At 53.6% G+C, this 16,102-nt stretch carries 17 protein-coding genes; 13 read left to right on the forward strand and 4 right to left on the reverse strand.

Annotated features, from left to right (window positions below; translation table 11 throughout):
- Positions 1-6: 6 nt before the first annotated feature.
- The 3 genes from F1E05_RS01345 to F1E05_RS01355 all read right to left on the reverse strand — a co-directional run bounded on the left by F1E05_RS01345 (position 7) and on the right by F1E05_RS01355 (position 3,151).
- Entirely contained in the window at positions 7-396 is a 390-nt protein-coding gene (locus F1E05_RS01345) for an exosortase system-associated protein, TIGR04073 family (RefSeq protein ID WP_150046199.1), read from the reverse strand.
- Between the two features lie 114 nt (positions 397-510).
- On the reverse strand, positions 511-2,787 hold the full coding sequence (locus tag F1E05_RS01350) for a Tex family protein (protein WP_150046200.1): 2,277 nt from the start codon (positions 2,785-2,787) through the stop codon (positions 511-513).
- 166 nt (positions 2,788-2,953) lie between these two features.
- On the reverse strand, positions 2,954-3,151 hold the full coding sequence (locus F1E05_RS01355) for a hypothetical protein (RefSeq protein WP_150046201.1): 198 nt from the start codon (positions 3,149-3,151) through the stop codon (positions 2,954-2,956).
- Positions 3,152-3,356: 205 nt separating this feature from the next.
- Between F1E05_RS01355 and pap the strand changes: the two genes are divergently transcribed.
- The 7 genes from pap (at position 3,357) to F1E05_RS01390 (ending at position 9,480) form a co-directional block, all read left to right on the forward strand.
- Entirely contained in the window at positions 3,357-4,853 is a 1,497-nt protein-coding gene (pap, locus tag F1E05_RS01360; protein WP_150046202.1) for a polyphosphate:AMP phosphotransferase, read from the forward strand.
- The gene (locus F1E05_RS01365) at positions 4,837-5,700 is read left to right on the forward strand and encodes a TRAP transporter TatT component family protein (RefSeq protein WP_150046203.1); all 864 of its coding nucleotides are present in this window, start codon (positions 4,837-4,839) and stop codon (positions 5,698-5,700) included. Before pap ends, F1E05_RS01365 begins: the two co-directional genes overlap by 17 nt.
- 23 nt (positions 5,701-5,723) lie before the next feature.
- On the forward strand, positions 5,724-6,734 hold the full coding sequence (locus F1E05_RS01370) for a TRAP transporter substrate-binding protein (protein ID WP_150046204.1): 1,011 nt from the start codon (positions 5,724-5,726) through the stop codon (positions 6,732-6,734).
- Positions 6,731-7,225 carry a TRAP transporter small permease gene (locus F1E05_RS01375; RefSeq protein WP_150046205.1) on the forward strand — a complete coding sequence of 165 codons (495 nt, stop codon included), beginning with the start codon at positions 6,731-6,733 and terminating at the stop codon, positions 7,223-7,225. The genes F1E05_RS01370 and F1E05_RS01375 overlap by 4 nt, the downstream gene beginning before the upstream one ends.
- Positions 7,222-8,505, forward strand: coding sequence for a TRAP transporter large permease (locus tag F1E05_RS01380; RefSeq protein ID WP_150046206.1), 1,284 nt, complete (start codon positions 7,222-7,224; stop codon positions 8,503-8,505). Before F1E05_RS01375 ends, F1E05_RS01380 begins: the two co-directional genes overlap by 4 nt.
- 22 nt (positions 8,506-8,527) lie before the next feature.
- Positions 8,528-8,890: a SirB2 family protein gene (locus tag F1E05_RS01385; protein WP_150046207.1), complete on the forward strand. Its 363-nt coding sequence runs from the start codon at positions 8,528-8,530 to the stop codon at positions 8,888-8,890.
- A 215-nt stretch (positions 8,891-9,105) separates the two neighbouring features.
- Positions 9,106-9,480, forward strand: coding sequence for a septal ring lytic transglycosylase RlpA family protein (locus F1E05_RS01390; protein ID WP_232056740.1), 375 nt, complete (start codon positions 9,106-9,108; stop codon positions 9,478-9,480).
- Between the two features lie 71 nt (positions 9,481-9,551).
- On the opposite strand, the gene F1E05_RS01395 is transcribed toward F1E05_RS01390, so the two are convergent.
- Positions 9,552-10,217, reverse strand: a complete 666-nt coding sequence (locus F1E05_RS01395; RefSeq protein ID WP_150046209.1) for a Bax inhibitor-1/YccA family protein — start codon at positions 10,215-10,217, stop codon at positions 9,552-9,554.
- Between the two features lie 120 nt (positions 10,218-10,337).
- Here F1E05_RS01395 and F1E05_RS01400 point away from each other — a divergent pair, with 120 nt between their 5' ends.
- The 6 genes from F1E05_RS01400 to F1E05_RS01425 all read left to right on the forward strand — a co-directional run bounded on the left by F1E05_RS01400 (position 10,338) and on the right by F1E05_RS01425 (position 16,069).
- Positions 10,338-10,754 carry a group II truncated hemoglobin gene (locus F1E05_RS01400; protein ID WP_150046210.1) on the forward strand — a complete coding sequence of 139 codons (417 nt, stop codon included), beginning with the start codon at positions 10,338-10,340 and terminating at the stop codon, positions 10,752-10,754.
- Positions 10,747-11,508 carry a M48 family metallopeptidase gene (locus F1E05_RS01405; RefSeq protein ID WP_232056741.1) on the forward strand — a complete coding sequence of 254 codons (762 nt, stop codon included), beginning with the start codon at positions 10,747-10,749 and terminating at the stop codon, positions 11,506-11,508. The genes F1E05_RS01400 and F1E05_RS01405 overlap by 8 nt, the downstream gene beginning before the upstream one ends.
- Before the next feature lie 557 nt (positions 11,509-12,065).
- Positions 12,066-12,887, forward strand: coding sequence for a hypothetical protein (locus tag F1E05_RS01410; RefSeq protein ID WP_150046211.1), 822 nt, complete (start codon positions 12,066-12,068; stop codon positions 12,885-12,887).
- 131 nt (positions 12,888-13,018) lie between these two features.
- Positions 13,019-13,759, forward strand: coding sequence for a hypothetical protein (locus F1E05_RS01415; RefSeq protein WP_150046212.1), 741 nt, complete (start codon positions 13,019-13,021; stop codon positions 13,757-13,759).
- Positions 13,756-15,432: a hypothetical protein gene (locus F1E05_RS01420; protein WP_150046213.1), complete on the forward strand. Its 1,677-nt coding sequence runs from the start codon at positions 13,756-13,758 to the stop codon at positions 15,430-15,432. Before F1E05_RS01415 ends, F1E05_RS01420 begins: the two co-directional genes overlap by 4 nt.
- 40 nt (positions 15,433-15,472) lie before the next feature.
- A complete protein-coding gene (locus F1E05_RS01425; RefSeq protein WP_150046214.1) occupies positions 15,473-16,069 on the forward strand; it encodes a cohesin domain-containing protein in 597 nt (198 codons plus the stop codon).
- Positions 16,070-16,102: the final 33 nt, after the last annotated feature.

Genomic DNA, 16,102 nt, shown 5'->3' on the forward strand with positions numbered 1-16,102 from the left:
TGATTGTTATGGGTTGGGATCTACGAATGCCGGTCCGTAGGTGGTTTCCTTGTAAAAATCATCCCAAACATAGATAGGGTCTACGATCGGTTCGCTCGGAATGGGCGCGGTGAATAAATCCAACATACCCACGCCCATGCGTCCGCCCATGTGCAACATGCCTTTAAGCGTGCCGCCGACGAAGCCGTAGGCGAAATTGCTTTGGTTGTTGATGATAATAATATTCTTGGGAATTTCCGCCATGCCCGTTGTCATGTTGGCCAGGCCGCTCAGAATTTTGTGGCCGAAAATTTCGCCATAGCTTACTGTAGAGTCTTCCTCCGCCCAAGCGGTATTGGTCGCTAATAAATTTAGGGTTACCGCCAAGACTGCCAGAATCTGTTGCTTTCGTTTCATAAATTTTCCTGTCAACGGGTGCGGGTTGAGATGGTTGCGCCGCGCATGCTCTGCTGTTGCAGCCCGAATTTTTACCGGGCTGCGAGCAAGGCAAGTATAGCAGAGCCGTAGTTGTTACTTTTTCAGGGCGCGGGCGAACGCGTTACTCATGCTGTTTTGTAACGCGGGTTGCGGCTTGGCCTTTTGCGCGGATTTCGCCGGCTTGTCTTTTCTAACCGGATCGGCTTCCTCTATGCCGCTTTTCATACTCAACGAAATGCGTTGCCGTGCTACGTCGATTTCCAGCACGCGGACTTTGACGACGTCGCCGGTTTTGACTACGCTGCGGGGGTCCTTGACGAAGGTGTCCGCCAAATGGGAAATATGCACCAGGCCGTCCTGGTGTACGCCGATGTCGACGAAAGCGCCGAAATTCGCGACGTTGGTGACTACGCCTTCCAAGCGCATGCCGGGTTGCAGGTCGGAAATTTTCTCTACGCCTTCCTTGAAGGTTGCGCTTTTGAACTCGGGACGCGGATCGCGGCCGGGTTTTTCCAATTCCTGCAAGATATCGGTGACCGTCGGCAGGCCGAATTCGATACTGGTGTAATTGGCGGGATTCAATTTTCGCAAAAACGGCGCTTGCCCTATCAGTTCGTTAATCGATTTGCCGGTGTCGTCCAGGATGGCATTGACGACCGGATAGGCTTCCGGGTGAACTGCCGAGGCGTCCAGGGGATTATCGCCATTGACGATGCGCAGGAAGCCGGCGGCTTGTTCGAAAGCCTTTTCCCCCAGGCGTGGCACTTTCTTCAGTTGTTCGCGGTTGGCGAACGGTCCGTTCTGGTTGCGAAAGTTGACGATGTTTTCGCTAATGCCGGCACTCAGGCCGGATACTTGTTTCAATAGTGCAGCCGATGCGGTATTGACGTCTACCCCGACTGCATTCACGCAATCCTCGACTACGGCGTCTAGCGTGCGGGCCAGCTGGGTTTGGTTGACGTCGTGCTGGTATTGGCCGACGCCGATGGATTTAGGCTCGATCTTGACCAGTTCGGCCAGGGGATCCTGCAAGCGGCGGGCAATAGAGACGGCACCGCGTAGCGATACGTCCAGTTCCGGAAACTCTTTGGCGGCCAGTTCGGAAGCCGAATACACCGAAGCGCCGGCCTCGGAAACCACGATTTTTTGTATCGGCAAGTCCTGGTGGCGCTTCATCAAATCCGCTACTAATTGATCGGTTTCCCGGGACGCGGTGCCGTTGCCTATGCTTACCAAGCGGACGTTGTGTTGGCCGATCAAGCGCGCAAGCGTGGCGATGGATTGATCCCACTGGTTTTTAGGCGGGTGCGGATATATGGTTTCGGTTGCGAGTAATTTACCGGTAGCATCCACGATAGCTACTTTAACGCCGGTGCGGATGCCGGGGTCTAAACCCATAGTGGTTTTATGGCCCGCAGGTGCGGCAAGCAGCAAGTCGCGCAAATTACCGGCAAAGACCCGGATCGCTTCTTGTTCCGCGGCTTCCCGCAAGCGCAGTTTTAAGTCCATGTCGATGCGGGTGAATAACTTGATCTTCCATGCAAAACGGGCCGTTTCCGCCAGCCAGGCATCGGCGGGTCGGCGGGTGTCGCTGATCTCGAGGCGACGGCAGACGAATTGCACGCATAATTGATGTTCTTCTTGGTCGTGCTCTGCAGGCTTCAACGATAATGTCAACAGGTCTTCGTTGCGGCCGCGGAACAAGGCTAGGGCCCGGTGCGACGGAATTTTATTGATAGCTTCGCGGTAGTCGAAATAATCTTTAAATTTAGCGGCTTCGGTTTCTTTGCCGCTGGTCAGCGTCGATTCCAGAATGCCGTTGTTCCAAATCCGTTCCCGCAGTTCGGTTATTAGTTCGGCGTCTTCGGAAATGCGCTCCATGATGATTTGCCGGGCTCCGTCCAATGCGGCGGCTATGTCCGGCACGCCTTTGCCCGCGTCTATATAACTTTGTGCGACTTGTTCCGGAATCAGATTGCGATCGAGCAGCAAGGCGTCGGCCAAGGGTTCCAAGCCGGCTTCGCGGGCGATTTGCGCCTTGGTGCGCCGTTTCGGTTTGTAAGGAAGGTAAAGGTCTTCTAATAAGGTTTTGGTTTCGGCCGCTAAAATAGCTTGTTCGAGTTCCTGGGTCAGTTTGCCTTGAGATCGAATGCTATCGAGTATGCTGTCGCGTCTGGCGTTGAGTTCGCGTAAATACAATAGGCGTTCTTCCAGATTGCGCAATTGCGTGTCGTCCAAGCCGCCGGTTGCTTCTTTCCGGTAACGAGCGATAAACGGGACCGTGGCGCCGGCATCTAATAATTCGACCGCAGCGGCGACTTGATTGGGATGGGCGGATAATTCTTGGGCTATGCGTTGGATGACGTCCATATTAAAAACTTAATCGGCTATGAAGCCGGTCATTTTACCAAGCGCCGGGATGTTTGCGGAAAACGGACTGGAGGACGAATATAGCGGAAACAAAAAAGCCATCTCCCAACGCGTTAGGAGATGGCTAGATCGTTTTAAGAGCTTATTATTGTTGTTGTAAGCTTGCTTATTCTGCTTGGCTCAGTACGTCGTTGTTGTAGTCTTTGTGTCCTTTCAGAACTTGAGCTTCTTGGGTAACGTCAGAAGCGCCGCCGTATTTCAAGTGTTCGGTTTCGCGGCTTTTCAGCAGGAATACACCAATGATAGCGATCAGAGTAACTGCGATGACGACGGTCATAGTGTTATCTTTTTCTTGTTCAGCCATTTTTAAATCCTCATTTGATTGTTGTAATAATAAAAGCCCTTTATAAAAAGGAGCAACTCGAGTTGCATGTCGAAGTTAGTATTATTCTTGGTCGACGGGGCATTTTTTACACGTAAATTTGTTTTGTGTCAAAACATAATTTTCATTCGTTTGCGTTATCGAACGGCGGGCTGCTGAGACGGCAGAAAAATTGAGGGGGTGTAAGGTGTTTGAGGTAGCTGAACTTGGGCATCGCATCGAAAAATCGGTGTACAAACAGCGGTCGGCAGAGCTGCGGAGCCGCTTGCTAACCATTCAAGATAAGTTGAAGGCTTATCCCTTTCCGGTGATCATAATCATCTCCGGGGTGGACGGCGGCGGTAAGGGCGAGGTCATCCATACCTTGAACGAGTGGCTGGATCCGCGCTATTTGCGTACTATCGCGTTGGCCGAGCCGTCCGACGAAGAACGGGAAAGGCCTAAATATTGGCGTTATTGGCGAACCTTGCCGGCCAAAGGCGGCATAGGTATCTATGTGGGGTCTTGGTATAGCGAGCCGATAGCGCAACGGGTTTATCGTAAAATCGACGACAATGCCTTACAGGCCGAGTTGGCTCGCATAAACCAACTGGAACAGCTATTGGCCGACGATAATGCCCTGATCATCAAGTGTTGGTTGCACTTGAAAAAAGAAGCGCAAGTGAAAAGGCTGAAAGATTTGGCGAAAAATCCGGCTACCAAATGGCGGGTAACGGATAAGGATCGTCAGCATCTGGGGCTGTACGACGAATTCATACAGGTCGCGGAAAAAGTGCTCAGCGAAACCGGTAACGTATACGCTCCATGGTTGATCGTCGAAGGTTCCGACAGGCGTTATAGCAGCGTGACGGTCGGACAATACGTGCTGGAACGCATAGAGCGGCATATCGGAGCATTCGACCGTGCGAGGAAAGAACGCCAGACGAGCCAGCCTGCGAATGATACTTTGGTGCAGCAAAATAATCTGCTGGATGTTTTGGATCTAAAGCTCAAGCTGCCCAAGTCGGAATACAAGAAGCAATTGGAAAAATATCAGGGAAAATTGAACGAATTGAGTCGTTTCGCGTTGGCGGCCAAACGTTCCAGCATTTTGGTGTTCGAGGGCTGGGATGCCGCAGGCAAAGGCGGGGCAATCCGGCGATTGACCGAGGCGATGGACGCCAGGCATTATCAAGTGATCCCCATCGCGGCGCCCAGTGACGAAGAAAGAGCCCATCATTATCTGTGGCGTTTTTGGCGACATATTCCTAGAGCCGGACAGGTGACCATTTACGACCGCAGCTGGTACGGCCGGGTGCTGGTAGAGCGGGTAGAAGCTTTGGCAAGCGAGGCCGAATGGCGGCGGGCTTATTCGGAAATCGTCAATTTCGAAGAGGCGTTGGTAGGCCACGGCATAGGGCTTGTCAAGTTCTGGCTGCACATCGATAAAGACGAGCAGTTGGCTCGCTTCAAACGCCGGGAAAAAACCGGTTATAAGCAATTCAAAATTACCGATGAGGATTATCGTAACCGGGAAAAGTGGGACGAATACCAAAAAGCGGTCAACGAAATGATAGCTCGCACCAGTACCGGCCGCTCGCCTTGGTTGCTGGTGGAAGCGAACGATAAATATTTTGCGCGGATAAAAGTGCTTAAAGCGTATTGCGAACGGTTGGAGGAAATGTTGGATGAAATGGGCAAATAATGCCGTTAAGCCGCTGTTATGGCTGGTTATGGCGGCGGCAACCAACGGCTGTGGCTGGTTGCTCGATTCCGCCACCGAGCGATTTGCTTCCGGTTTGCAGCAAGCCGTGATGGCGCATAGCGACCCGCAAACGGTCGTGCAAGCATTACCGGCGTATTTGTTGGCCTTGGAAGCGGCTTTGGCGAAAGATGCGGACAATCCGGACCTGCTGCTGACCACGGCGGACTTGTACAACGCTTATGTCGGCCTAATACCCGACGACCCGGCGAGAAAGCGCCGCCTGACGCAAAAAACCTTCACTTTGCTGCAGCAAGGCCTTTGCCGGCAAGGCTCTGCATGGTGCGATTTTCCCAAGCACTCTGCCGAACGCTTGCAAGCCCGGGTGGCCGAAGCCGAAGTCGCCGAGTTGGAAAATCTTTACCGGATAGGCACTATCTGGGCGGCGTGGATACAGGCTAGGAGTGACGACTGGAACGCCGTGGCAGGACTCGCGGCGGTTAAAGCCGTCATGCTGCGGGTGGTCGAGTTACAAGACGATTACCAACAAGGCAAAGCGCATGCGTACTTGGCCGTGATGGAAAGTTTGCTTCCCGAGGCTTTGGGCGGGCATCCGGAGCTGGCTAAGCAACACTTTGTTCGGGCTTTACAGCTGGCGCCGGATAATCAAATGTTCGCGGTCTTGTATGCCAAGCATTACGCTAGAATGGCGTTCGATCGCGATTTACACGACAATCTGTTAAAAAAGGTGTTAAGTACGCAAATCGATAAACCTGACTTGAATCTGGTCAACGCCTTAGCGCAACAGCAAGCGCAACAGTTGCTGGACAGCGCGGACGACTATTTCTGAATAACAATAACTACAACCTTCCTATGTTTTGCAAATTCATCAATGCCTTAGCTTTAGGTCTGCTATTGCTTCAGGCGCAATCGGCCGCAGCGGCCGTCACCTTGAAAATCGCCACCCTATCGCCGGACGGTTCTTTTTGGATGCAGAAAATGCATGCCGGTGCGCAAGCGGTAGAGAAACTAACCGACGGCAGAGTGGTGTTTAAGTTCTATCCCGGTGGGGCGATGGGGGATGATGCGACGGTGCTTAGGAAAATTCGCTTGCACCAATTACAAGGCGCAGCCGTTACCAGCAGCGCTTTGCGCACCGTCTATCCGGATATTCAGCTGTATAACCAAGTGTTGCTGTTTCAAAACGACAAAGAAGTCGATTACGTCAGACAGAAAATGGACGGCGAATTGATGCAGGGCTTGGAGCAGCAAGGCTTGGTGGCTTTGGGTTTCGCGGATGTCGGCTTCGCGTATTTGATGTCCACCGTGCCGATTACCACCTTGGCGGATATGCACAGCCAAAAAGCCTGGGTGCCCGATGAAAATCCGATAGCGCTGGGAGCCTTCAAAGCGTTCGATTTATCGCCTATCCCGTTACCTTTGCGCGACGTGTTGATGGGCTTGCAGACCGGCATGATTAACGTGGTGGCCGGTTCTCCGGTCGGGGCGCTGGCGTTGCAATGGCATAGCAAAGTCAAATATGTCACCGATCTGCCCATGTTGTATTTATTCGGCGCTCTTGTCGTCGACAAATCGGCATTCGAACAAATATCAGGCGAGGATCAAAAAATCGTTAGGGAAACAATGGCGGCGGTGATCAGCGAAATCGATAGGCGCGGGCGCCAGGACAATCAAGATGCCATCCAGGCCTTGCGCAATCAAGGTATTGAATTTATTAAGCCGGATCCTAATGCGGCGGCCGAGTTTACCCGAAAAATTCTCGATTCTTCCGCCGATTTTGAACGGGAAGCCGGCTTTAGCAGCGAAAAAGTTGCTCGAATACGCGAATATTTAGGGGCGCTACGTTCACAAACACAGCCGTGACCGCGCGCTGGACGGCTAAATTGCGTAGGCTGTTGTTGGTTGCCGAGGATTTGTTGCTGGCCTTAGCCGCAATGTCGCTAATGCTGGTGGCAGTGGCGCAAATCATTTTGCGCAATGCATTCGGCAGCGGGTTGTTGTGGGCCGATGCCTATATGCGTATTGCGGTATTGTGGATAGCCATGTTGGGAGCGATGGTCGCCAGCAGGCACACCAATCACATTGCGGTCGATTTAGTGAGCGCGCATTTGCCGGATGCCTGGAAGGCGGTATTTCTGAGGTGCCGGCATGCGCTTACCGCCCTGATATGCGTGGCGGTTGCCTGGTTTAGCGGCGATTTCGTTGTGCAAGAGGCTGGCTATGCCGACATCGCTTTTGCCGGTGTTCCGGTCTGGTGGTGCGAGGCTATTTTGCCGATCGGATTTGCCGTCATGGCTTGGAGGTATAGCGCCGCCGCACTGTTCGCAGACACAGACTGTCGGAAAGACCAATGAGCGCATTGGCCATTCTAGTACCGTTGTTGCTATTGATTTTGGGTTTACCTCTGTTCGCGGTAATAGCGCTGGCGACCATTTTTGGCTTTTACCACAGCGGGATAGACTTGAGCGTAATTGGCGCCGAGATTTACCGCTTGAGCAATACGCCGCTACTGGTCGCACTGCCGTTGTTTACCTTGGCGGGCTATTTATTGTCGGAAAGCCGAACCTCGGAGCGGCTGTTACGGTTATCGCGCGCCTTATTCGGCTGGTTGCCTTTCGGCTTGTCCGCAATCGCGCAGGTGGTTTGTGCCGCATTCACCGCATTTACCGGTGCTTCAGGCGTGACCATTATTGCGTTGGGCGCATTGTTACTGCCCATTTTGCAACACGAAGGTTATCAACACCGCTTCAGCTTAGGATTGGTGACCACTAGCGGCAGCTTAGGCTTATTGTTGCCGCCGTCGGTGCCGCTGATTTTGTACGGCGTGGTCGTGCAGCAAATGGATGTTGCGGCGGAAAAGTTTACCCTGCAACAATTGTTTTTGGCCGGGCTGCTACCCAGTGTATTAATGCTTGCATTGTTGATTGCCTGGACGCCTTGGGCTAACCGCGACATGGCGGTGCAGCGAACGGCTTTCGCCTGGAGCGAGCTTTGGCAAGCCGGCAAAGCTGCGGCTTGGGAGCTGCCGTTACCGGCGTTTGTATTAATCGGCATTTTCGGCGGTTATTTGGCGTTGTCCGAAGTGGCCGCCGGTACCGCATTGTACGTGTTGATCGTCGAAATGTGCGTTTACCGGGAGATCGCGCCGTCGGCATTGCCGGCAATTGTCAGTAAAGCCATGCAGATGTTGGGCGGTATTTTGTTGATTTTGGGCGTGTCTTTGGCTTTTACCAATTACTTGATCGACGCGGAAGTGCCCACGGTATTGTTTGAATGGGTAAAGTCCCATGTGGACTCTAAGAACAGCTTTTTACTGTTGCTGAATGTGTTTTTATTGGCGTTGGGTGCGATTTTGGACATTTTTTCCGCATTGGTCATCGTGGTGCCGTTGATCGTGCCCATCGCCGTCGGATATGGCGTGCATCCCGTGCATTTGGGGATTATTTTTCTGGCCAACATGCAAATCGGCTATTTGACTCCGCCTGTCGGCATGAACTTGTTTATCGCCAGCTACCGGTTCGAAAAGCCGATTCCGGAGCTGTACCGTGCTACTTTGCCGTTTATGTTGATTTTGTTGGTCGCGGTGTTGATCGTTACTTACGTACCGTGGCTAAGTCTCTGGTTTTTACCCTGATCCATATACCCTAGGACGTTTTATGCTTAAACATTTACATTTGTTGTTTGTGGCCATCGTGATCGTTAGTTTCGTTGTGCGCTTGGCCGCCGCCGAATGGAAACCGGAGCTCAATCAGCAAAAGTGGTTGAAAATCGCACCCCACGTATTAGCTACGCTATTGCTGCTGAGCGGAATCGGCTTGGTGTTTCAAGGCAGTTGGTTGAGCGCTAACTTCGGTTGGATAGTCGCTAAAATCGTGGTGATGTGCGTTTTCATCGGCTTGGGCATATTGGCGATGCGCTCGCAAGGTCAGCAGCGTTGGCTGGCGGCGGCGGGGGCCTTCGTGAGTTTTTTTTATATCGTTAAAGTGGCTTTTAGCAAAGCAATTTTTCCGTTTTTTTAAAATTGCATAGCCACAAGTAAAAACATCGGCCAGCCCCTAATCGCGCTAGGCTAGCGATATGTGATATGGGCCACTTTTTGTAGCCAAAGTGCAACATTGGATGCTGTTCGGCCACGAAAAGGGTTGTCAAAGATTAGATGCTGGGTTACCCTGAACCGCCTTTTATCAATTTACTCGATGTAAGGAGGTGAAGGATGCGACAAAACAGATGGATTTTGAATGCCATATTTTCTGTTTCGCTGATGTCCTTTTATTCCGTCAGTTTGGCAAAGGCTGACAAACCGGTTGGCGATTCTTATCGAAAAACCGGTGTCGCTTCGATCTATAACGATAGATATCAAGGCAAAGCCACTAGCAGTGGCGAAGCCTACGATAGAAACGCTATGACCGCAGCGCACAATACTTTGCCGTTGGGTGCTACAGTGCGAGTGACCAATTTGCACAATAATCAAGCTGTAGTGGTTCGCGTGAACGACCGCATGCGTAAATCCAATAGCCGTTTGATCGATTTATCGAAGCAAGCGGCACGTAAACTTGGGTTTATCACGGCCGGTCTCGCCAAAGTAAAAATTGAAGTTTTAAGTATCTAAAGTTTCAATTTTTACCTCGTAAAAACAAAGCCCGGCATAGCCGGGCTTTTTTATGCCGCAAAACAAGACGGTTAATCGTCGCCGCCAAATACGCCCAACAGTTGTAACAAGCTGGTAAACAAGTTATACAGCGAAACGTATAAAGAAACGGTAGCCAGAATGTAATTGGTTTCCCCGCCGTGGATGATTTGGCTGGTTTGAAACAATATCATGCCGCACATCAACAGGATGAACATTGAGGCGACCGCTAGGGACAAAGCGGGTAGCGAAAATAAAATAGCGCCCAAGCCGGCGAAGAACGCCACCAATATGCCCACCATCAAGAATCCGGCCAAAAAGCTGAAGTCTTTGCGAGTAGTCAGCGCGTAAGCGGAAAGGCCTAAGAAAATAACGCCGGTACCGCCCAAAGCAGTCAAAATTAATTGATGACCGTTGCTAAAGGCATGTAAATACATGTTGAGTATAGGGCCTAGTGTCACGCCCATGAAGCCGGTTAAGGCAAACACGCAAGCGATGCCCAAGGCGCTATGGCTAAATCTATGGGTCAAATACAGCAGACCGAAATAGCCGACCAAGGTCACAATCAAGCCGGGGTGAGGCAAATTCAGGAACATTGCCAGCGCGGCCATGGCAGCGCTGAACAGCAGCGTAGCGGACAGCAATAGATAGGTATTACGTAATACTCTATTGGTTTCTAAAACTTCCGTTTGCGAACGAACGGCTGCATTTAAACGCATGTTAATATCCTCCTTAGGAATGAGAGCGTCGATAGGACTGTACGTTGGGGAAAGAGTTTCCAAACAGTGCGTTCCCGCGAGCTAGTATAAACAACATCAGTTGCGAGGGTGTAATTCGTCATGTCAGGTCAAACGCCTTACGACTTTATCGGCGGGGAGCCCGCGATTCGCGGTTTGGTCGACAGGTTTTATTTTTATATGGATATTTTGCCCCAAGCGCAAGCTATCCGGGCCATGCATCAAGCCAATTTGGCTACGGCAAAGGAAAAATTATTCAAATACCTGTCAGGATGGCTGGGAGGCCCGAATCTCTATGTAGAAGAATACGGCCACCCTATGCTCAGGATGCGGCATCTACCGTTCAGAATCGGTGCAGCCGAACGCGATCAATGGATGTTATGCATGAATAAGGCGTTAGAGGAAACGCCGATGGATTCTAGGCTCAGAGAGAATATTCGGCAAGCTTTGCAGCAATTGGCTACGCATATGATTAATCTGGAGCCCAATATAGCTCCGGCGCAGTCCGAGCATGATTGAACTGAAAATGCCCGCTTGGGCGGCAAAAAACGGACAGTCTTTCGAATATCAAGTGCGGCGCAGCGCCAAGGCGAAGCGGACGCGTATTGTGATCACCAACGAAAAAGTGGAAGTGGTGGCGCCGTTCGACGTGCCGGAGAGTCGAATTCAGGCTTTTATCGCAGCCGAGCAAGAGTGGATAGAAAAAGCGCTAAACCGGGTGCGTAGTCGGTCTGCCGGCGCCGGCTGTTTAGGTTTAGCGCCCGCCGACTATAGCGAAGGCGTGAACGTACCGTATCTGGGCCGCATGTTGCCGTTAACGATAGCCAAGACTACAACTAACAGGCTACGAGTAGAATTGCAGGGACTGGAGCACTTTACCGTCTATGTTCCGCAAAATCTGATCGGCGATCGTTCGGAACACATTCGCGCCGGGTTGGCAAGTTGGATGAGGCATCAGGCAAGACAACACGCGCAAGCGTTAATTGCTAAACATGCCGGTAAATTCGGCCTATATCCACGGCAATTACGTATCAAAACGCTAAAGTCGCGCTGGGGCAGCTGCGGACCGAACAACGATATCAACCTGAATTGGTTGTTGATGCTGGCACCGGCGGACATGCTGGAATATGTGGTGGTCCACGAGCTCTGCCATATCAAGCATAAAAATCATTCGCCGGCCTTTTGGGCCTTGGTGGCTGCGCACATGCCCGATTATCCGCAACGCCGGCAATGGCTCAAACAACATGGGGCCGGTGTGATGCGTGGTCTATAAAGTAGTGACGGCGGATGCTGGTCTACCGGGCACGCCGGGCCCTTCGCTCGCCACTGAGTTTTTAGGTTAAATGCCGCAAGGGGTGAGCAGAATGACTCAATTCAACAATGAGGCCTGTAAAAACAATTGCTTGTAAACCGCAACAATCGCGGCTTTTGTGTTATTTGCCGGTAAGCCCTATAAAGCTTCGGCAAATTGGCAGGATACCTCGCTAATTTTTTGGTTCGAGCCGGTTAGACTTTTGGCCGGGCAGAGCATAAAACTTATTTAAATTCATGTTGTTGTAGCTGTTGTTGCAATATCGTCCCTGCCCCTCGGCTGAGGCGGCGCCGACTTTAAACTTCAAAAAATTGGCGCGCTAAATGCTTTCCCGCTAGCGCGTTTCCTTTGCCGTTTTTATCCGCGGTTTTCTTTCCGAGTCATTTCGTTCCGGCAGCGGCCAAGCCGCGCTCTAGCGGAGACCAGCCGGCGGGACGCGCTCCTCTGTTTGGCGTCCCGATTGATTGAATCGCTCGCCGTGGTTTCGAAATTGACCTTCTACCGATAGGACTGACTTTATGACTTTAACTGGACCGATGACTTTGAATGCGCCCAGAGCGCTGGTGGCGGCTATGGTATTGTTGGCGGCGAATACCGCCGGCGCCGGTACTTTGAACGGAGGGGTATTTAACATTTCGTTCGACCATCCGGATAATTTGCTGGAAGGATTGACCCTGGGACCGGGTGCGGTTTCCTCCTACTATGTCGCTAATTTTTTCGATAAATCTTTAGCCGATTCCGAGGCCTTAAACGAAACCGGCGAACTGATCGCCGTGCCTAGCTACACCTACCCGGCCTCCGAGACGCTATCTTTCGAGCTTAATCCCGCCAGTCTGGCAGGAACCGGGATTCCCTCCGGCAGCGGCGGCCGCAACAACCAGATCACGACGCTGGCTTGGGCGGCCGATCAAGACGCCTTGGTCGATGCTTCGAGTTTTAGCGCGACAGGCCAAGTCGGTTTGAACGGGGTGGTGATGACCCGCGGCAGCTTCGGCGGCACATTGATTTCCGGCGATTACAAATTTTCCTATATTGCCGCCCGCAACGACGGCATCAATAGCGGCTGGGCCTTAACCAACTACATCAGCTTCGCTTCCACCACTTACGATACCCGCAATATCAGCGTCACCACCGACGGGGATAGCCTGGTCTTTACCGGCGAACTGTGGTGGTCGCCCAGCACCTCGGCGTTTCTATTCGGCGGTGACGGATCGTCCTCGGCCGGACGCGCCGGAACTTTCAGTCTGATCTCTCCGGCGCCCGTACCGCTGCCGGCAGGCATTTGGTTATTCGCTAGCGGCCTCCTCGGCGTGATTGCTTCCAGGCGCCGCCAAGCCTAAGCGTCTCAGGCGTCCGACCGGTCGTGGTCGGACGCATCCGTTCAACCTTCGCCGAATCATCACCCATGTTATTTAATCGCTCAATTCGTTTGTGTTTATCCACCCTTTTCTCAGTCAAACTCGGATTTTGCATGCTGGCGCTGCTGAGCGTAACCTTACCGGTACGGGCCGCGACGGTTTCCGGCGGCAACATGATCATCAATCTGGATCGCGACGCCTTGGCGGCGGCCATCGCGCTGGACGCCACGCCGGCCCCGTCGATGTATCTGGAGGAGTTTTTCGACGCACAAGCGGCGAATAGCCGTACCTTCAGTCAAATTCTGGAAGATCATATCGTGCCGGGGGTGGCCGAAATTCCGGCCACCAACCTGAGCTTTGCGGTCAACGGCAGCCAAGTGAGCAATCTGACCGGGCGCTTCGGCAAACCGACCACGATAGACTTCGATCCCGCCCATTTCGAGAGCAGCGTCAGCGGCGCCATCGGCTTGGCGGGGGTGCTGCGTTACCGCATCGATATTGATTCGACGCACAACCGCATTCTATCCGGCGATTACACGCTGGAATACGATGCGAACAAGGTTGACGCCGGGTCCGGCCGGTCCGGCTGGACTTTGTACAACCACGTTTCGTTTGTTGCCGAGTCGTTCAATCTGTTCAATGTTGTCATGGATTTGGCGAATGGCAGTTTGATATTGACCGGCGATTTGGGGCTGGGCGAAGGCTACGATCATTTGTCCGGCAGCCGCGGGGCGCTGGTCGGCGACTTTCGTCTGGAAACCGCGGTGGTTCCGTTGCCGCCGGCCCTGGGGTTGTTCGCGAGCGGATTGTTGGCTCTGGGAATGCGCCGATTTACTAAGGGTGAGCGCGGATGAGCGCGGTGCACGATGCTGCGGATTTTGAACTGCCGCGGTACCTGCTAGGCGGCATTGCCTTATGGCTGCTGGCTTGCGCTCCGCCAAGCGCCTCGGCGCAGACGTATGCGACGGGGGCTTACCATAGCGTACAGATCAATGTCGACGCGGCCGGTAACAATATCGTCGGCGACGCCGCCAACGAACCCACGCTGGCGGTCAATCCCCTGGATGCTAACAACATGGTCGCGGCCTGGCGTCAGTTCGATTCCGCCGCCTCGTCGTTTCGCCAGGGCGGCTGGGCCTATACCGGCGACGGCGGCGCACACTGGCATTTTTCCGGAGCGCTGACGCCGGGGGAAGGCCGCAGCAATCCGACCTTGGATGTCGATGCGCTCGGCCATTTTTATTATCAAAGTCTGCATTTCGATCCGAGCTACACCTTTGTCGATGAAATTCAGCTGCTTAAATCGCTGGACGGCGGGCGCAGCTGGGAAACCCCGGTATTCGCTTACGGCCAAGGCGGCGACAAGGCCCAATTGGCGGTGGATCGTAGCGGCGGCGCCGGCGACGGCCACGTGTATCTGAACTGGCGCGATTGTCTGGCGGAGCAATGTTTCAGCCGCTCGGTGGACCGCGGCACCAGTTTCGAGCCGCCTATACAGCTGCCGATCACGCCGACCTTCGGGACGATGCGAGTCGGTAACGACGGTGAATTGTACATGGCGGGCCGGATCGAACCGCCGTTCTTCGACGAAGAAAACATGGACCGCAATCTGCATAAACACGTGTTCGTCAAATCGCTGAATGCCCGCGATGCAACGCGGACGCCTAGTTTCCAAACCAGAGAAATCGATTTGGGCGGTTGGGCGCCGTTGTTTCTGTTCAAACAAAATCCCAATGCCTACGGACCGGTCGGCGACGTGCAAATCGCGGTCGACACCTCGGCAGGTGCGCGCCACGGCGAGCTGTACGTGCTGGCCGGCGTCGATCCGCCCGGTGCGGACAATCTGGATATCAGCTTCGTTCGCAGCAGCGACGGCGGCGACTCCTGGTCCGCGCCGATACGCGTCAACGACGATCCGCAGGGCAAGAATAATTGGAACTGGTTCGGGATGATGGGAGTTGCGCCGAACGGTCGCATAGACGCGGTTTGGTACGACACCCGGGATAGCGGCAAATACCAAGTGTCCCGCCTGTATTACAGCTATTCCTGGGACGGCGGCCGCAGTTGGAGCCGGAATCAACCGGTCAGTCCGAGTTTCGATACCAGCATAGGCTTGCCGCACGGCTCGCAGAAAATGGGCGATTATTCGACCTTGGTGGCGCGCGAGGACGGCGCCAGCGTGGCATATGCCGCGACCTACAACGGCGAACAGGACGTTTACTATCTGAACGTATTTCCGGACTGCAACGGCAATGGCCGCTCCGATGTGTCGGATATCGAACAGCGCCGGGTGGGGGATGCCAATTTCAATCACATTCCCGACAGCTGCGAGACTATCAAGGTGGCAGCCGATCTGGACGGTGACCGCGACGTGGATAGGGCGGATTTGGCGCGGCTTGTGGCGCAACTCAACCGGCAGGTCGCGGCCGGCGATCCTATGGACCTGGACGGTAACGGCCTAGTCAACGCACTGGATGTCCGCAAATTGACCTTGCTGTGTACCCGGCCGCGTTGTGCCAACCAATGAGATTGTTTTCCGGAAATTGAAATTTACGAGGAGGATAGCTATGAACAGCATGTTTCGCCGGGTCTGGCTTTTGGCCTTGCTGTTGTCGAGTGCCACTGCCGCCAATGCCGCGCTCGAACTATCCCTGGGTTCGCGCCAATCCGCGGCGGTGTTGAGCGTGAGCATTGCGATTTCCGGTTTGGAGGCCGGCATCGCGCCGGCCCTGTCAGCCTACGATTTGGATTTGTACTTCGACGCTTCCCGCTTGGCTTATCTGGACACAGTGGTCGGTGACGGGCAATTGGGGGACGAACTGGACGTGTTCGACGCGGGTAACAACCTGATTTCCGCCTCGCTGTCCCAACCCGGCCGGTTAAATCTGTTCGAATTGTCGTTCGACGATCCGGCGGATTTAAATGCATTGCAAGCCGACACGTTTCGCCTGGCGCTTGTGAATTTCGTGGTGCTGCAAGCGGGCGAGACCACGCTGGATTTGACAATCAACGCCTTAGCCGATGCCGACGGCGAGGCTTTGTCGGCCAGTCCCGCATCGCTAACCGTTGCCGCAGTCCCTCTGCCGCCATCGTTGGTCATGATGGCGACCGGCCTGATGCTGCTGTACACACGCCGGCGAGAGCGAGGCCGGCAACCGGCTTAGTCGGGTTAACCCCGATGTCCCGCTCGTCATCCC

Source organism: Methylomonas rhizoryzae (genome assembly GCF_008632455.1).
Taxonomy (GTDB): domain Bacteria; phylum Pseudomonadota; class Gammaproteobacteria; order Methylococcales; family Methylomonadaceae; genus Methylomonas; species Methylomonas rhizoryzae.

What these genes read in the sequence shown, in the direction of transcription:
- F1E05_RS01425 (WP_150046214.1), top strand. Translation starts at nt 15,473, where the DNA reads ATGAACAGCATGTTTCGCCGGGTCTGGCTTTTGGCCTTGCTGTTGTCG.
- F1E05_RS01365 (WP_150046203.1), top strand. Translation starts at nt 4,837, where the DNA reads ATGAAATGGGCAAATAATGCCGTTAAGCCGCTGTTATGGCTGGTTATG.
- F1E05_RS01345 (WP_150046199.1), bottom strand. Translation starts at nt 396, where the DNA reads ATGAAACGAAAGCAACAGATTCTGGCAGTCTTGGCGGTAACCCTAAAT.
- F1E05_RS01350 (WP_150046200.1), bottom strand. Translation starts at nt 2,787, where the DNA reads ATGGACGTCATCCAACGCATAGCCCAAGAATTATCCGCCCATCCCAAT.
- F1E05_RS01400 (WP_150046210.1), top strand. Translation starts at nt 10,338, where the DNA reads ATGTCAGGTCAAACGCCTTACGACTTTATCGGCGGGGAGCCCGCGATT.
- F1E05_RS01410 (WP_150046211.1), top strand. Translation starts at nt 12,066, where the DNA reads ATGACTTTAACTGGACCGATGACTTTGAATGCGCCCAGAGCGCTGGTG.
- F1E05_RS01355 (WP_150046201.1), bottom strand. Translation starts at nt 3,151, where the DNA reads ATGGCTGAACAAGAAAAAGATAACACTATGACCGTCGTCATCGCAGTT.
- F1E05_RS01370 (WP_150046204.1), top strand. Translation starts at nt 5,724, where the DNA reads ATGTTTTGCAAATTCATCAATGCCTTAGCTTTAGGTCTGCTATTGCTT.
- F1E05_RS01420 (WP_150046213.1), top strand. Translation starts at nt 13,756, where the DNA reads ATGAGCGCGGTGCACGATGCTGCGGATTTTGAACTGCCGCGGTACCTG.
- F1E05_RS01405 (WP_232056741.1), top strand. Translation starts at nt 10,747, where the DNA reads ATGATTGAACTGAAAATGCCCGCTTGGGCGGCAAAAAACGGACAGTCT.
- F1E05_RS01385 (WP_150046207.1), top strand. Translation starts at nt 8,528, where the DNA reads ATGCTTAAACATTTACATTTGTTGTTTGTGGCCATCGTGATCGTTAGT.
- F1E05_RS01415 (WP_150046212.1), top strand. Translation starts at nt 13,019, where the DNA reads ATGCTGGCGCTGCTGAGCGTAACCTTACCGGTACGGGCCGCGACGGTT.
- F1E05_RS01395 (WP_150046209.1), bottom strand. Translation starts at nt 10,217, where the DNA reads ATGCGTTTAAATGCAGCCGTTCGTTCGCAAACGGAAGTTTTAGAAACC.
- F1E05_RS01380 (WP_150046206.1), top strand. Translation starts at nt 7,222, where the DNA reads ATGAGCGCATTGGCCATTCTAGTACCGTTGTTGCTATTGATTTTGGGT.